The following is a 15,071-nucleotide window of genomic DNA, read 5'->3' as shown; positions in this document are numbered from 1 at the left end:
GCGCCCGCGGGCCAGGCGGGACGTGGCGGACACGCCCCGTGCCCTGGCGCCCTGGCGGGCGGTCCCCGCCGGGACCGCCCGCCGAGTCCGCGGTGGACGCGTTCGCCGAGGTCAGGCGAGCGGCCCGCGCGGGACGATCTGCAACTTGCGGCCGGAGCCCTGCTGGAAGGTGTCCAGCGCGGTGACGTACTCGTCGAGCCCGAAACGGTGCGTGATCATGGTGTCGGAGTCGATGAAGCCCTTGCCCAGCAGGTCCAGGGCGCGGCCGTAGCTGTGCAGAATCGCCATGCTGCCGACGATCCGGATCTCGTCGTTGTAGATACGGAACGGGGAGAAGCGCGCCTCCTCCTGGTCGGGCGCGCAGCCGAACTGCTGGAAGGTACCGCCCCGGACGGGCCGCGTCAGCCCGTCCTCGATGGCCTGGATGTTGCCGGTGCAGTCCGTGACCACCTCCCAGCCGCGCGGGTGGGCGGCGGTCAGCGCGTCCGCGCTGGTGGCGACGGCGTCGGCGCCGAGCTTGCGGGCCACCGCCAGCCGGTCCTCGTTGAGGTCGACGACCGATACGGAGGCGGCGCCGGCCCGCTGGGCGACCTGGAGATAGAGCAGCCCCATGGTGCCGGCGCCGTAGATCAGGAAGTTGTCGCCGAGCTTGGGATTCACGAGGTCGAAGCCGCGCACGATGGTCGACAGCGGTTCGATCAGCGGGGCATGGGCGAGCGGCACGGTCTCCGGCAGCCGGTAGCAGTTGCCCGCCGGCACCTTGACGTACTCGGCGCAGGCGCCGTCGACGGTGATGCCGATGGTGCCCCACTGCTCGCAGAGGTTGCCGCGGCCGATGGCGCAGAAGTGACAGGAGCCGCAGTAGATCGCCGGGTCGGCGGCGATCGCGTCGCCCTCGGCGAACTCCGTGACATCTGCGCCCACCGCGACGATCTCGCCGGAGAACTCGTGGCCGGGGATCACCGGATAGCGCGTCGGCCCGAACTCCCCCGCCAGCATGTGCACATCGGTGCCGCACAGACCGGCCGCGGTGACCTTGACGACGACCTCGCCGGGGCCTGGCGTGGGGTCCGCGACGGTGCTGACGGACAGCTGGTTCGGTTCCTCGAGGACAACTGCACGCATGGGCGTTACCGCCTTTCGGAAGTGGAAACGGGTGAGGACGGGAGCTGACGGGAGAGGGGGAGAGGACGGGGACGGGAACGGGGGCCGAGGGCGGGCGGGGAACCGCGGGCCGGTCCCGCGCGCTCCGGACGGAGTCGGGGCGGCGGACTCAGGCCGCGCGCAGATTGCGCGATTCGACCTGCTTGATCTTCTCGACCTTGGGCGCGGAACCCCCGCCGGCGAAGTCGGAGACCAGCCAGTGCTGCAGGCACACCAACGCGGCCTCCACGCCCATGGTGCGACTGCCGAAGCAGGCGATCTGTGCGTCGTTGGACTTCCGGGCGCGCTCGGCGCTGTAGCTGTCGGGGATCTGGGCGGCGCGGATGCCGGGGACCTTGTTGGCGGCGATGGCCATGCCGATGCCGGTGCCACAGATCAGTACGGCGCGTGCGTGCTCGCCGCGGGCGACGCTCCGGGCAACGCGTTCGGCGACGTCCGGGTAGTCCTCGGTGGCGGTGGCACTCATATCGATGACCGGGTAGCCGTGTCCGGTGAGGTAGGCGACCATCGCCTCCTTCAAGACGATCCCGGCGTCGTCGGCGCCGATCGCGATGCGGTAGGTGTCCTGCACGATGGTCTCCCTCGAGGCTGGTGCTGAGGCGGGCGGGCGGTGGACTGCGGTGCGGTGTGGCGGTGCCGGTCGTCAGCCGCCGGGGATCTTCACCCCCGGGACCTCCGCTCCGGCGATCTCTTCGAGGACCTTGCGCAGGCCCTCGGTGTCATGGGCCAGCCGGCCCAGGAACAAACCGTCGACGGCGCCCGCCAGTTCGCCGTACGTACCGGGTCCTGCCGTGCCGCCGTAGATCAGGCGCCCGCGAACCCCGTGATCGCGCAGCACGCCGCGGATGGCCCCGGCCACCGTGCGGACATGCCGGGCGGGGGCCGGTTCACGGGCGCCGATCGCCCAGACCGGCTCATAGGCGATGACGACCTCGCTGCCCGGTGCGGCGCCCGCCAGCGCGGCCCGTACCTGGGACAGCGTTTCGCCGACGGCCGTGTCGAGTTCCTCGGCACGCCGCTCACCGGCGCAGATCACCGGGATCAGCCCGGCACGGGTGGCCGCGCGCGTTTTGGCGGCGACTGCCTCGTCCGTCTCGCCGAAGTACCGGCGGCGCTCGGCATGGCCGACCTCGACATAGCGGGCGCCCGCCTCGGCGAGCATCCCGGCGGAGACCTCGCCCGTGAACGCACCGGTGTCGGCCCAGTGCACATTCTGGGCGCCGAAGGCGATGCGGGTGGCGCCGAGCAGTTCGCGGGCGTCAGTGAGGGCTGGGAAGGAGGGCAGCACGAAGAGGTCGACGGGGCGGGGGAGGGCGGCCAGTGTCGCGTCGAGCGCCGCCACCTCCGCGAGCCAGGTCCGGGTACGCGCCAGGCCGAAGTAGAGCTTCAGCGAGACGCCGATCACCGGGCGAGGGCTCACGGCGGATGGCGAGTTCTCAGGGATCACGTCGTTCATGATGCTTCAAACAAAATCACATGTGAAGTTCTCAAATCAAGACGTGAACTTCACGGGATGCCTGTGATTTTTCTGCCCGCCAGGAACCGCCGACACTGCATGCCCCCACACGCACCCACCCCCACTCATCTCCGCGCCCCACTCATCTCCGCGCCCCCACTCACCTCCGTATGCCCGCTCACCTCCGTACGGCCTCCAGCAGCACCAGCCGCTCCGGGAACAGCGTCGGTGCCTGCACCCCCACCTCGGCCAGCACCCGGCCCGGCAGCGTCACCCCCGTCTCCCACCAGGGCAGCGCCGAGGTGAACGGCCCCTCCGGGCGGTCACCCGGCGCCAGTGGCGACAGGTGGTAATCCGCATCCGGATCCAGCCCCGGCAGCCGCACCCGTCCGGCCGGCGACTGCACACTCGTCGCCATCTGCACCAGCGCGAACACCGCTCGCCCGCCGTCCCCGCCCACCACGCCATGCACCCACAGCGCCGGATCGGGATGGTCGCCGTGCACCACCGTCCCGCTGTGCAGCAGCGGCCGCAGCTCCCGGTACAGCGCCACCCACTCGGCCAGCCGCGCCCGCTCCGCCGCGCTCGCCGCCGTCAGATCCCACTCGATCCCGAAGTGGCAGAACAGCGCCGTCCCCGCCCGGAAGTCCAGGGTGTGCATGCGTCCCGTCGTATGGGCGACCGGCGCCCCGACATGCGCGCCGAGCAGCTCCGGCGGGAGCAGCAGACCGGTCCAGCGCTGGATCCGCTGGCGCTCCAGCGCATCGATGCAGTCACTGGTCCACACCCGGTCGGTGCGCTCCAGCACCCCCAGATCCACCCGGGCGCCCCCGGATGAACAGGACTCGATCTCCAACCGGGGGTGCCGTGCGCGCAGTTCGTCCATCAGCCGGTAGGCGGCCGTCGTCTGGTGGTGCGCGGCCGCGTCCACGAGGTCGCGGTTGTGGTCCCACTTGAGGTAGTCGATACGGTGCTCGCGCAGCAGGGTGTCCAGCCGCTGGAGGATGCAGGCGTACGCCTCGGGGCGCGCCAGATCGAGGACTTGCTGGTGACGTGAGGCCGGCGGCAGCCGTGCCGGAGAGGCGGCCAGGATCCAGTCGGGGTGCGCACGGGCCAGATCGGAGTCCGGGTTGATCATCTCCGGTTCGACCCACAGCCCGAACCGTAGCCCCAGACCGTGCACGGTGTCGATCAGCGGATGCAGTCCGTCCGGCCAGACCTCCGCATCCACATACCAGTCACCGAGCCCGGCACGATCGTCCCGCCGCCCCCGGAACCACCCGTCGTCCAGCACGAATCGCTCCGCCCCGACCTCGGCCGCCGCTTGCGCCAGCCGAGTCAGCGTGGCCAGGTCCTGGTCGAAGTAGACCGCCTCCCAGGTGTTGAGGGTGACCGGCCGCGGGGACGAGGGATGCCCGTCGCGGGTGCGCAGCTCGCGGTGGAAGCGGCCGGCCAGTTCGTCCAGGCCGTGGCGCCCGTAGGAGCCGTAGATCCACGGGGAGCGGTAGGTGTCGCCGGGCGCCAGCCGGATCTCGCCGGGCAGCAGCAGTTCGCCGCCGGCGAGTACGGCCTGCCCGGCCGGGGTGCGCTCGGCGAGCGAGCGGTGGTTGCCGCTCCATGCCACATGCAGCCCCCACACCTCACCGGACCGGAAGCCGAAGCCCGCCTCCCCGGCGGTCTGCAGCAGCGTCGCATCGCTGCCGGTGCGCCCGCGCCGGCTCTCCCGCAGATGGGTGCCGAGGGTGAACGCATGCCGCTGCGGGGCGCGTTCGCGCAGATGCCGCCCGGTGAGATCGAGGAGCTCGGTGGCTTGCGCGGGCACCGGCAGGGCGGGGGTGAGCTCGGTGAGGTGGTACGGGTCGCCGCCGGTGTTGGTGACGGCGGCACGCAGCCGCACGAGCCCGGCATCGGTCAGTCCCAACTCCAGCGTGAGCGCCAGCCCGCCGTCCGCGTCCGCCGCCTCGACGGTCAGCCGGCGGCCCTCCTCCTGTACGGACCTGTTGCGCACCGTGAACGCGGGCGCGGCGGCGGAGCTTTCGCGATGCCCGCTCAGCCCCGGGGTGCCGAGCCAGCCCGCGGACTGCTGTGGCAGCACGCTCAACGGCACCGGCTCGTCCAGCCCATTGGCGACGGTCTGCGCGACATCGGCGGCAAGCAGCCCGGCGAGCCGGCCGGGCGTGAGCGCGCCGAGGTCGGCGCCCCAGTGCGCCATGCGCGGCAGACCGGTACCGGACAGATCCAGCACCAGGCTGGTGCCGGCGGCCCGGAAGTGCAGGAGGTCGTCCATGGCGGGATCCCTTCGTTACGGACGGGACGGCGGGATGGTGCTGCCCGAGGTGCGGGGGTGTGCAGTGTTCCCTGTTCCGTCTTACTCAGGTCAGGCATCCAAGCCGGGTTCCGGGGCGTCGGAGCCTTCCGCTCCAAAGATGTTGTCCAATCGCCTGGGCTCCCTCCTTGATGACGGGGCGCCGTTGGCGAGAGTCGGCCTGTCGCGGCATGCGCGGGGAGCGGGCAGTACGTGGTTGCTGCCAGATGTCCACGTGCCAACCCGGCACACGCGGGTCAATCGATCCCGTCACTTGCCATGGCCGCCGCCGTGGTTGTTACCGCTTCGGTCGCCGTGGCCGACGATCGTCCACGGGCGCATCAGGTCGTCGTCCTCGTGTTCGAGGATGTGGCAGTGGTGGAGGTACGTCGCCGGCAATTCGGCGCCGCTGCCCGGAATCGACGCGATCGTACCCGTCGGCGGGCTGAATTCCTGAATGATGATTCTGGTCACCGTCTCCGGATAGGACTTGAACGTGTCCTTGTCGGACAGTGCTTCGTCCGGGTCCGGCGGACTCGGTGGTCCGGTGAAATAGTTCGCCACCACCGGCCGGTCCTCCGGTTTGCGACCACCGAAAAGCCACTTTTCGTAAGCTACCTGGTAGCCGGCTGCGTCGATCGGCTGCCTGTTCAACACCTGGAAGTTGACGAGGTGGACATGCATCGGGTGGGCGTCGTGGTTGGGATTGATGTACTCCCAGATCTCGGTCGAGCCCGCCTCGATGAAGTCCTGGGACGGCTCCATGAACGGCACCGCGTTGAACGTCATGGTGCCGAAGAGCTTGTGCTGGTACGTGACCCATTCCCGCCGACGGGTGTGCGGTTTCGGCTCGATAGGTACGACCGCCGGCAGATTGAGTTTCTTGGGCGGCGTCGTATTGTCCGCGCCTCCGGACAATGGTTTGGTGACCTGGAATTGCATGATTTCCGAGATTTCCGGACCTTCACCGGGCATGCCGGGGTAGTGGACCGGCGCGTGGTAGTTCATCAATGTGACGTTCGTGCCCATGGGCATCTGACTGAAGTCGATGAGCAGCTCGTACCGCTCGGCCGGCGAGATCAGGAAGTTCAGCATGGGCAACGGAGTACGGAAGCCGCCGTCGGTGCCGATCAGCCAGAACGGCAGTGTGGGCTGAGGCAGTACGTCCCTGGGAACCTCGAACCTCAGCCGCCAGAAACGCTCGTTCGAAGCGTTGAGAATGCGCAGCCGGTAGCGTCGCGGCTCGACGGCCAGGAAGGGGTACGCCTTCCCGTTGACGACCGGGGTGTCCTCGCCTTCCCTCTGGGCCATGGTGTAGGCGAGCGAGCCGTCCCGGTGGAAGGTCCGGTCCTGCAGGATGAGGGGGACCTCGAATTCGCCTCGCGGCAGCCCGAGCCGCTCGTCGGCGGGGTCACGAATGAGGTAGAGACCGGCAAGGCCCGCATAGACGTTGACGCTGGTCATCCCCATGCCGTGATCGTGATACCAGAGCATGCACGAACGGTCGTGGTTGGTGTAGCCGGAGATCGTTTCGTTGGGTTTGACCCGGCTCGGGTCCAGGGTGGCGTAGGACTCGGCATGGAAGCCGTCCGGGCTGAATGACTGCAGCGGCATGCCGTCGGACTGTGGTGCCGTGAAACCGCCGTGCTGGTGTACGACGTTCCACACGCTGACATTCGGGGGAAATGGCGGTTTGCTCTTGTAGGGAGGCGGAGCGGTCGGGGTGAGCTGGGGGTCCCCGTTGCGAATGCCGTCGATCACGGACTGGAACAGGTGGGTGGTCGGTAGCTTGTTGCGGTACTTGACGACCGTCGGGTGGTCCCTGGTCACGCTGAGGGTCGGCCCCAGATAGCCCATGCCGATCGCCTTGCGAGGATCGTGCGGGTTCGCGGCCCAGTAACCCCACACGGTTGCCGGCCCGAGATCCCGGTGGAAGCGCCACGAACCCTGCCGCATCGTGATCTCGTAGTAGTCGGCGCCCGGATAGACGGAAGGATCCGAGATGGCCGTCATCGGCGTGGGCAGCGGGTCAACGTACCTCTCCAGCGGAGGGGTCTGCGTCACCGAGGCGTCCGAAGACCCTGTTCCGTGAGTGGGTGATGCATGCTGCGCTCCCAGAAAACCCCGTGAAAGCATGGCCGCGCCCCCCATGGCACCGGCCGTGGCACCGGCCATGAGGAATTTCCTTCGCCCGAACATCGTCTCCAGCCTTCCATCGCCGCACGTAACGGCCAAGGGATACCGGGCTGGTTGGGAACTTTGCCGCAGCATGCCGGTCCGGTTCGGGAAAGCCACTCATTGAGCCGATCTCAGCAGCAATTCGGCAGGCATCGGAATGGGAATCACATTATTACTGCCGGCCTGAATACGTGTCACACCCTCGCACCTGGTGCGGCCGAGCTCGTTCATCCCGTCCCCGTCCCCGTCCCCGTCCGCTCCCGTCGAACGGCGACTTCCATCCCAGGAACCCACCCGGGTTCGTTCCCATCTTTTCCCGTTCGCACGGTGCCCCCACTCCGGATCCTCTTACCCCGGAGGTAATCGACCCGTACCGCGGCGGCTGGAAACGTGGCAGCCGACGCACCGGTTCACCCACGGGAAGGGCACTCCCATGACCGCATACGCCATCGCTCACCTCCGCTCCGGCGCCCCGCACCCGGAGGTCTTCGACTACATCGAGAAGATCCAGCCGACCCTGGACCCGTTCGGTGGCCGATTCGTCGTCCACGGCGCCGAAGTGGAGGTCAAAGAGGGCACCTGGCCCGGATCCGTGGTCGTCATCGTCTTCCCCGACCTGGCACGGGCCCGCGGCTGGTACGGCTCACCCGCCTATCAGGAGATCCTGCCGCTGCGCACCCGGCACATCGAGGGTGATGTGGTGCTGGTGCCCGGGGTGCCGGAGGGTTATGACCCTGCCGTGACGGCGGCGAAGCTGCGGGCGGCGGCGGCCGGATGACGTGCGGGGCGGGTGCGCGACGGTGGTGGATGACGTCCGGCGCCGGGTCCGCGACCGTGGCCGGATGACGTCCGTGGCCGGTCCGCGACGGTGGCCGGCGCGCATCGTGCGAAGCGGGCGAAATCTTCGTACCCGACCGTGACCGGCCGCTCGCTCCCCCGCTAAAGTCTCCCCAACAGCGCAGGTGAAACCGCTTCTACAGGGTTCCGGGGGCAGCCGCCCCGGGGGGAGGACACAGAGCGACATGAGCCGCCGTTCCCATGGATTAATGGCCGTCTGGGCCGAGGCGCAGCGTCAGCAGCAGCGCCAACAGGAAGCCCAGCGCCGCGCGCAAGCACAGCAGCAGCGCGACCAGGAACGGCAGGCACGGGACGCCGAACGTGCCATGGCGCGGATGCACCGTGAGCGGCAGACGGCCTACCGGCAGCAACGCGAGGCGGACGCCCGCCGGCGGACCGAGGAACTGGACGCCCGCGTCGCCGCACTGACCGGCCTGCTCGTCGACGGCTGTCGCGCCCCCGCGTTCTCGGCTGCCGTGCTGCTGCACCCCGAACGGATAGCGGAGTTCGCGCCCGGCGCCCTCGCCGGCCCGGTACCGATGCCCGACCCGGTCCGCTACCAGGCGCCGACGGGCGGCTGGCATCTCGGCGCCCGCCGCGACCGTGTCCAGGAGGAGGCCCGCGCCCGCTACGAGCAGGACTGGTACACGGCGCAGGCCGCGGAGAGCCGGCGGCAGGCCCAACTCGCCGCCTACCGTCAGCAGTACGACCAGTGGGCCGCGGGCGCCCTGGCCGAGATCCGGCAGCACAACTCCGGCATCGAGGAGCTGCTCTCCGGCCTGCGCGCCGGCGACGCGGACGCGGCCGTCGAGTACTTCTCCGCCGCGCTGTACTCCTCCACGGCCTGGCCGGAGGGCTTCCCCCGGCAGATCGCGGCCGCCTACGACCCGACGGGCCGCCAGCTCGTCCTGGACTGGGAGCTCCCGGGCTACGACATCGTCCCGGAGACCAAGTCCGTCCGCTATATGCCCACCGCCGACAAGGAGAAGGAGACCGCCCGGCCGGCCGCGCAGCGCCGGGCGCTCTACCGCGAAGTGCTGGCCCAGAGCGTGCTGCTGGTGCTGCGCGACCTCTTCGCCGCCGACAGCCACGGCACCCTGGACTCGGTGGCGCTGAACGGTTTCGTGGACGATGTGGACCCGGTGACCGGCCGCCCGGCCCAGGTGTATCTCGCGACCGTCATGGCGCCCCGTAGCTCCTTCGACTCCTTCCACCTCGCGCAGGTCAGTGCGGTGGAGTGTCTGACCGACGGGCTGCGCGGGCAGCTCGCGGCCCGCCCCGACCAGCGGACCGCGGTACGCCCGGTACGCCTTCCGGGCGATGTCGGCGGCGGGGTCGTCTCGCACGGCACGGACAGCGAACCGGATCTGTACGAGATGGATCCGATCGCCTTCGAGAACCTGATCGCCGAGCTGTTCCGCGCCATGGGCATGCAGGCCGTGACCACGCAGCGGTCCGGCGACGGCGGGGTCGATGTGGACGCGCTGGACCCCGACCCGATCCGCGGCGGCAAGATCATTGTGCAGGTCAAGCGCTACCGCAACACCGTCCCGCCGACCGCCGTCCGCGACCTCTACGGCACCGTCCAGTCCGAAGGCGCCAACAAGGGGGTGCTGGTGACCACCTCCCGGTTCGGCCCCGGCGCCCACACCTTCGCCAACGGCAAGCCGCTCAGCCTCATCGCCGGCCCCGAACTCGTCGATCTGCTCGGCCGCTACGGGCTGCGCGGACGGCTCGGCGCGGACGCCCCGTCCGGCTCCGCCACCGCCGACGAGGCGCCGGACCACAACATCCTCGGTATGAACTGGTCCGGCGAGGTCGCCCTCGATGTCTGCGCCCTGGTGTGCAAGGGGACCAGCGTGCTCAGCGACGATCACTTCGTCTTCTACAACAACCCCCGCAGCCCCGACGGTTCGGTGCGGATGCTGCCCGGCTTCGCCCCCGACCGGGCCGCGATGCAGGTGCGGTTCGAGGCGCTGCCGCCGGCCGCCGACCGGCTGGTCCTGGTCGCGGCGATCGACCCCCAGGTCAACCCCGACGCCGATCTCGCGGGCTTCACCGACGCCCGGGTCCGGCTGCTGGACGCGTCGGGGGAGGAGCTGGGCCGGCTGGAGGTCTCGGACGGGCGGCGCGGCGAGACCGCGCTGGTGCTCGGCTCGTTCCGCCAACGGCCGGGTGGCGACTGGGACTTCGTGATCGGCGGCCGGGGCTTCCCCGGGGGCTTGGAAGCGCTGGTGCAGGAGTACGGCATCGAGGTCGCCTGATGGCCGGGTTCCGGGTTCCGGGCGGCTTCGTCAGCTCCCGGCCATGCGGGAGCTCCGCGACCCGGCGGACCCACGGCCCCGCCGGCCCGGCGGATCTCCTCCAGCGGGTACGGAGTCTCCCGGCTCTCCTTATGGGGCTTCCGGTCATCATGAGCCCCCGGCACATTTACCTGTGTATTACGCAAGTAAGTTCACGGGCGTTAGGCGAACGTTCGGCTCATGGCGCACGCCCTGCCGGTGTGCGCGCACTCAGCGAGATGAGCGAGATGACACTTACCAGCGCCCCGGCGCCGCTGCCCGTGGAACCCCCGAGCGGCTGCGTCTTCGATCCTCCCCCACTGCCGAACCTGCCGGACCGGCCCCGCGCCGCATTCGGCGCCGTCCGTCCGGCCGCCGTGAGCGAGGTCCACGTATGACCGGCCTGCCGGTCGCCGTCGTCGGCGCCTCGGCGGCCGGTCTCGCCGCGGCCGAGGCGCTGCGCCGCTTCGGCTGGCGTGGCCCGCTCACCCTCATCGGTGCCGAGCCCCATCTCCCGTACGACCGGCCGCCGTTGTCCAAGCAGCTGCTGCACGGCGCCTGGGCGCCGGAGAAGCTGCTGCTGCGCACCGCGGAGCAGCTCGCCCCGCTCGATCTCGACCTGCGGCTCGGCACCCGGGCGACCGGGCTCGACGTGGCCGGCCGCACCCTCACCCTCGACGGCGGCGAGCGGCTCGGCTGCGCCGGCGTGATCATCGCGACCGGTGTCGCCGCCCGCACCCTGCCCGGCGCCGAGGGCATCGCCGGAGTGCACACCCTGCGCACCCTCGACGACGCACTGGCCCTGCGCGGCCGGCTGGCCAATGGGGGTACCCCCGGCAGTGGGGGCGTAGCCGCCGGGGGAGGCGCTCGCCGCCTGGTGATCGTCGGAAACGGCGTGCTGGGCTGTGAAGCCGCCGCGGTGGCACGGGAGTTGGGGCACGAGGTCACCCTCGTCGGTATCGAGGCGACACCGATGGCCGCCGCCGTCGGCACCGAGGTCGGCGAGCTGCTCGCCGAGGAGCACCGCGCCCGCGGCGTCCGGCTGCTCACGGGGGCGGTGGCCGGCTTCGAGACGGCGCCCGCCGACCCGGCCGGTGCCGACGGCCCGCAGGTCACCGCCGTCCGGCTGGCCGACGGCAGCCGGCTGCCGGCCGATCTCGTGCTGCCGGCGATCGGCTCCCGGCCCGCCGTCGGGTGGCTGGACGACCCGGCCCTGGACACCACCGACGGGCTGCGCTGCGATGCCTACTGCGCCGCCGCCCCCGGCATCTATGCCGCGGGAGATGTGGCCCGCTGGGACCATCCGGTCCACGGCCGCCCGCTGCGCTTCGAGCACCGGATGAACGCCACCGAACAGGGCATGGCCGCCGCCCGCAACCTCCTGGCCGAACTCGCCGCGGACGCCCCCGCCGCCGGGGCCGTGGACGCCGCCCCCGCCCAGGAACGCCGCCCGTTCGCCCCCGTGCCGTACTTCTGGTCCGACCAGTACGCCGTCAAGATCCAGGCGTACGGGCTGACCGCGGGCGCCGACCGGGTCGAAACCACCGTCCTGGACCGGGCGGAGCGCCGTGCCCTTGCGCTCTACGGCCGGGACGGCAGCGCCGTCGGTGTGCTCGCGGCCGGGCTCCCGCCCCGCCAGGTCCGGGCGCTGCGCGCGGTCGTCGCCACTCCGCTGCCCTGGAAGGAGGCGCGCGAGCGGATCCATGCCGCCACGGCGGCCGGCTGACCGTGCCCGACTCGCGGTGGACCGGGCCCGAGCATGGCCGACCGTGCCCGATCACGGCCGACCGGGCCCAGTCGCGGCTGACCGTGCCCGGTCGCGGCGGCCGTGCCCACTGGTGACCGTGCCCGATGATGGAGGGATGACCGACTCGTACGTACGGGTGCGCGGCGCCCGTGAGCACAACCTCCGCACCATCGATGTGGACATCCCGCGGGACGCGCTGGTCGCGTTCACCGGGGTGTCCGGGTCGGGCAAGTCCTCCCTCGCCTTCGGCACCATCTACGCCGAGGCGCAGCGCCGCTACTTCGAGTCGGTGGCCCCCTACGCCCGACGGCTGATCCATCAGGTCGGCGCGCCCAAGGTCGAGGACATCACCGGACTGCCGCCCGCCGTCGCCCTGGAACAGCGGCGCTCCGCGCCCACCTCCCGCTCCTCGGTCGGCACCGTCACCACCCTCTCCAACACCCTGCGCATGCTCTTCTCCCGCGCCGGCGACTACCCGGAGGGGGTGACGGAACGGCTCGATTCCGACGCCTTCTCGCCCAACACCGCGGCCGGCGCCTGCCCGGAATGCCACGGTCTGGGCACCGTCCACCGCGTCACCGAGGAGTCCCTCGTCCCCGACCCCTCGCTCTCCGTCCGCGAGGGCGCCATCGCCGCCTGGCCCGGGGCCTGGCAGGGCAAGAACCTCCGTGACATCGTCGCCGCCCTCGGGTACGACATCGACCGGCCATGGCGTGAGCTGCCGCGGGCCGACCGGGACTGGATCCTGTTCACCGACGAACAGCCCGTCGTCACCGTGCACCCCGTCCGCGAGGTCGGCCGCATCCAACGCCCCTACAAGGGCCAGTACATGAGCGCCAGACGCTATGTGCTGCACACCTTCGCCGACTCCAAGAGCGAGACCCTGCGCAGGCGCGTCCAGGGGTTCATGGTCGCCGAGCCCTGCCCGGTGTGCCACGGGCGGCGGCTGCGCCCCGAGGCGCTGGCCGTCACCTTCGAGGGCCACGACATCGCCACCCTCGCGGGCCGCCCGCTGAGCGCCCTCGCGGAGCTGCTGCGGCCCACCGCCGGGGGGACGGACGACGAGGTGGCGCCGGTGCTGGCCCGCGACCTGGTGGCCCGTATCGAGGTCCTCACCGAACTCGGCCTGGGCTATCTGAGCATGGACCGGCCCTCGCCCACCCTGTCCGCCGGCGAGCTCCAGCGGCTGCGGCTGGCCACCCAGCTGCGCTCCGGCCTCTTCGGCGTCGTCTACGTCCTGGACGAACCGTCCGCCGGCCTCCACCCCGCCGACACGGAGTCCCTGCTCACGGTGCTGGGCCGGCTCAAGGAAGCGGGCAACTCGCTGTTCGTCGTCGAGCACGACATGGACGTGGTGCGCCGCGCCGACTGGATCGTGGACGTCGGCCCGCACGCCGGGGAGCACGGCGGGCAGGTGCTGCACAGCGGCCCCGTCGCCGCGCTCGCTGACGCCCCCGCCTCCGCCACCCGCCGGTTCCTCTTCGACACCGCACCGCCCGCCGAGCGCACCGTGCGCAGCCCCTCGGGCACGCTGACGCTGCGCGGCGTCACCCTGCACAATCTCCGCGGCCTGGACGCGACCTTCCCGCTCGGCGTCTTCACCGCCGTCACCGGCGTCTCGGGATCGGGCAAATCGACGCTGGTCACCCGCGTTCTCGCGGAAGCCGTACGGGACCACCTCGGCGCGGGCGAGGAGCAGCAGGAGCCCGCCGACGGCGACGGCACCGGACCGATGGCACGGGCACAACTCACCGGCGCCGAGGGCCTGGAGGCGATCGACCGGCTGGTCCGCGTGGACCAGAAGCCGATCGGCCGGACCCCGCGCTCCAACCTCGCCACCTACACCGGGCTGTTCGACGCGGTACGCAAGGTCTTCGCCGCCACCGACGAGGCCCGCGCCCGCGGCTACACGGCGGGACGGTTCTCCTTCAACGTCGCGAGCGGCCGCTGCGAGACCTGCCAGGGCGAGGGCTTCGTCGCCGTCGAACTCCTCTTCCTGCCCGGTACGTACGCGCCCTGCACCGCCTGCCACGGCGCCCGCTACAACCCCGAAACCCTCCAGATCACCTACCGGGACCGGACCATCGCCGACGTCCTGGCGATGACCGTCGACGCCGCCGCCGCGTTCCTGGCCGATGTCCCCGCGGCGGCCCGCAGCCTGCGCACCCTCCAGGACGTCGGGCTCGGCTATCTGCGGCTCGGCCAGCCCGCGACCGAGCTGTCCGGCGGCGAGGCACAGCGCATCAAGCTCGCCACCGAACTCCAGCGGACCCGCCGCGGCCACACCCTCTACCTCCTCGACGAGCCCACCACCGGACTGCACCCCGCCGACACCGAGGTGTTGCTGCGCCAGCTGCACGGCCTGGTCGACGCCGGGCACTCCGTCGTGGTCGTCGAGCACGACATGGGCGTGGTCGCCGGCGCCGACCACGTCATCGACCTCGGCCCCGGCGGCGGTGCGGACGGCGGCCGGATCGTGGCGGCGGGAACCCCGGCCGAGGTGGCGGCGGCACCGGAGAGCCGTACCGCGCCCTATCTGGCGCGGCGGAGGGCGCGGCCGGACGCCTCTTGAGGGTCCGCTAATGTACGCAGGTCAGATCACCAGTCAACAGCACCGCGCAGCACTGCGCAGCACCACGAAGGGGGCACCTCTCATGGCAGACATAGAGAAGGCCAGGGCGGCGTTCGACCGGTTCGACGCGGACGGCGACGGCCAGGTCACGCCGGAGGAGTTCAAGCACGCGATGGCCGAGATGGGCGACCCGTTCGTCACCGGCCCGGTCGCCGAGGCGGTCATCAAGGCCAAGGACACCGACAGCGACGGCCGGATGTCCTTCGACGAGTTCTGGCAGTCCCTCCAGGACTGACGTCCGTACCCCGGCCTTCCTCAGGCCCCCTTCGCCTCCCGTTCGCCCGCGGCCGCGCGCAGCGCCGCCAGCCCGCGGGCGATCGGGGGCTGCCGCTCACTTCCGTGGCGGACGGCCGCCACGAACCGCCGTACCGGCAGGGGCTCGCCGCGCAGCGGGACCCGGACGACCGGGTACTGCTGCGGCACCGGCGCCGGCCGCGGCACCAGCTGCGGCACCAGTCCTGGGACGCCCC

11 protein-coding genes are annotated in these 15,071 nt (G+C 71.3%); 5 read left to right on the top strand and 6 right to left on the bottom strand.

From position 1 onward, the window contains the following. Positions 1–111 precede the first annotated feature (111 nt). The 5 genes from ACGFWI_RS09860 to ACGFWI_RS09840 form a co-directional block, all read right to left on the bottom strand. Complete coding sequence (locus tag ACGFWI_RS09860; RefSeq protein WP_393905423.1) at positions 112–1,125, bottom strand: zinc-dependent alcohol dehydrogenase family protein; 1,014 nt, start codon at positions 1,123–1,125, stop codon at positions 112–114. Between the two features lie 148 nt (positions 1,126–1,273). Then, positions 1,274–1,735, bottom strand: coding sequence for an RpiB/LacA/LacB family sugar-phosphate isomerase (locus ACGFWI_RS09855; protein ID WP_393905422.1), 462 nt, complete (start codon positions 1,733–1,735; stop codon positions 1,274–1,276). Positions 1,736–1,807: 72 nt separating this feature from the next. Further along, the gene (locus tag ACGFWI_RS09850) at positions 1,808–2,611 is read right to left on the bottom strand and encodes a triose-phosphate isomerase family protein (RefSeq protein ID WP_393905421.1); all 804 of its coding nucleotides are present in this window, start codon (positions 2,609–2,611) and stop codon (positions 1,808–1,810) included. A 187-nt stretch (positions 2,612–2,798) separates the two neighbouring features. Further along, a complete protein-coding gene (locus ACGFWI_RS09845; protein WP_393905420.1) occupies positions 2,799–4,907 on the bottom strand; it encodes an alpha-galactosidase in 2,109 nt (702 codons plus the stop codon). A gap of 288 nt (positions 4,908–5,195) precedes the next feature. Beyond that, a complete protein-coding gene (locus ACGFWI_RS09840; RefSeq protein WP_393905419.1) occupies positions 5,196–7,100 on the bottom strand; it encodes a multicopper oxidase family protein in 1,905 nt (634 codons plus the stop codon). Positions 7,101–7,536: 436 nt separating this feature from the next. Here ACGFWI_RS09840 and ACGFWI_RS09835 point away from each other — a divergent pair, with 436 nt between their 5' ends. The 5 genes from ACGFWI_RS09835 to ACGFWI_RS09815 all read left to right on the top strand — a co-directional run bounded on the left by ACGFWI_RS09835 (position 7,537) and on the right by ACGFWI_RS09815 (position 14,836). Beyond that, complete coding sequence (locus ACGFWI_RS09835; protein WP_393905418.1) at positions 7,537–7,881, top strand: DUF1330 domain-containing protein; 345 nt, start codon at positions 7,537–7,539, stop codon at positions 7,879–7,881. A 268-nt stretch (positions 7,882–8,149) separates the two neighbouring features. After that, on the top strand, positions 8,150–10,204 hold the full coding sequence (locus tag ACGFWI_RS09830) for a restriction endonuclease (RefSeq protein WP_393905417.1): 2,055 nt from the start codon (positions 8,150–8,152) through the stop codon (positions 10,202–10,204). A 412-nt stretch (positions 10,205–10,616) separates the two neighbouring features. Continuing rightward, positions 10,617–11,948 carry an NAD(P)/FAD-dependent oxidoreductase gene (locus ACGFWI_RS09825; RefSeq protein ID WP_393905416.1) on the top strand — a complete coding sequence of 444 codons (1,332 nt, stop codon included), beginning with the start codon at positions 10,617–10,619 and terminating at the stop codon, positions 11,946–11,948. Between the two features lie 136 nt (positions 11,949–12,084). Continuing rightward, a complete protein-coding gene (gene uvrA / locus ACGFWI_RS09820) occupies positions 12,085–14,541 on the top strand; it encodes an excinuclease ABC subunit UvrA (RefSeq protein WP_393905415.1) in 2,457 nt (818 codons plus the stop codon). An 82-nt stretch (positions 14,542–14,623) separates the two neighbouring features. Beyond that, positions 14,624–14,836: an EF-hand domain-containing protein gene (locus tag ACGFWI_RS09815; RefSeq protein ID WP_393905414.1), complete on the top strand. Its 213-nt coding sequence runs from the start codon at positions 14,624–14,626 to the stop codon at positions 14,834–14,836. A gap of 20 nt (positions 14,837–14,856) precedes the next feature. On the opposite strand, the gene ACGFWI_RS09810 is transcribed toward ACGFWI_RS09815, so the two are convergent. Beyond that, the gene (locus ACGFWI_RS09810) at positions 14,857–15,054 is read right to left on the bottom strand and encodes a hypothetical protein (RefSeq protein ID WP_393905413.1); all 198 of its coding nucleotides are present in this window, start codon (positions 15,052–15,054) and stop codon (positions 14,857–14,859) included. Positions 15,055–15,071: the final 17 nt, after the last annotated feature.

Source organism: Streptomyces sp. NPDC048434 (genome assembly GCF_043200375.1).
Classification (GTDB): domain Bacteria; phylum Actinomycetota; class Actinomycetes; order Streptomycetales; family Streptomycetaceae; genus Streptomyces.
Note: the sequence above shows the minus strand (reverse complement) of the source record. Positions and strands in the feature narration are given on the sequence as shown.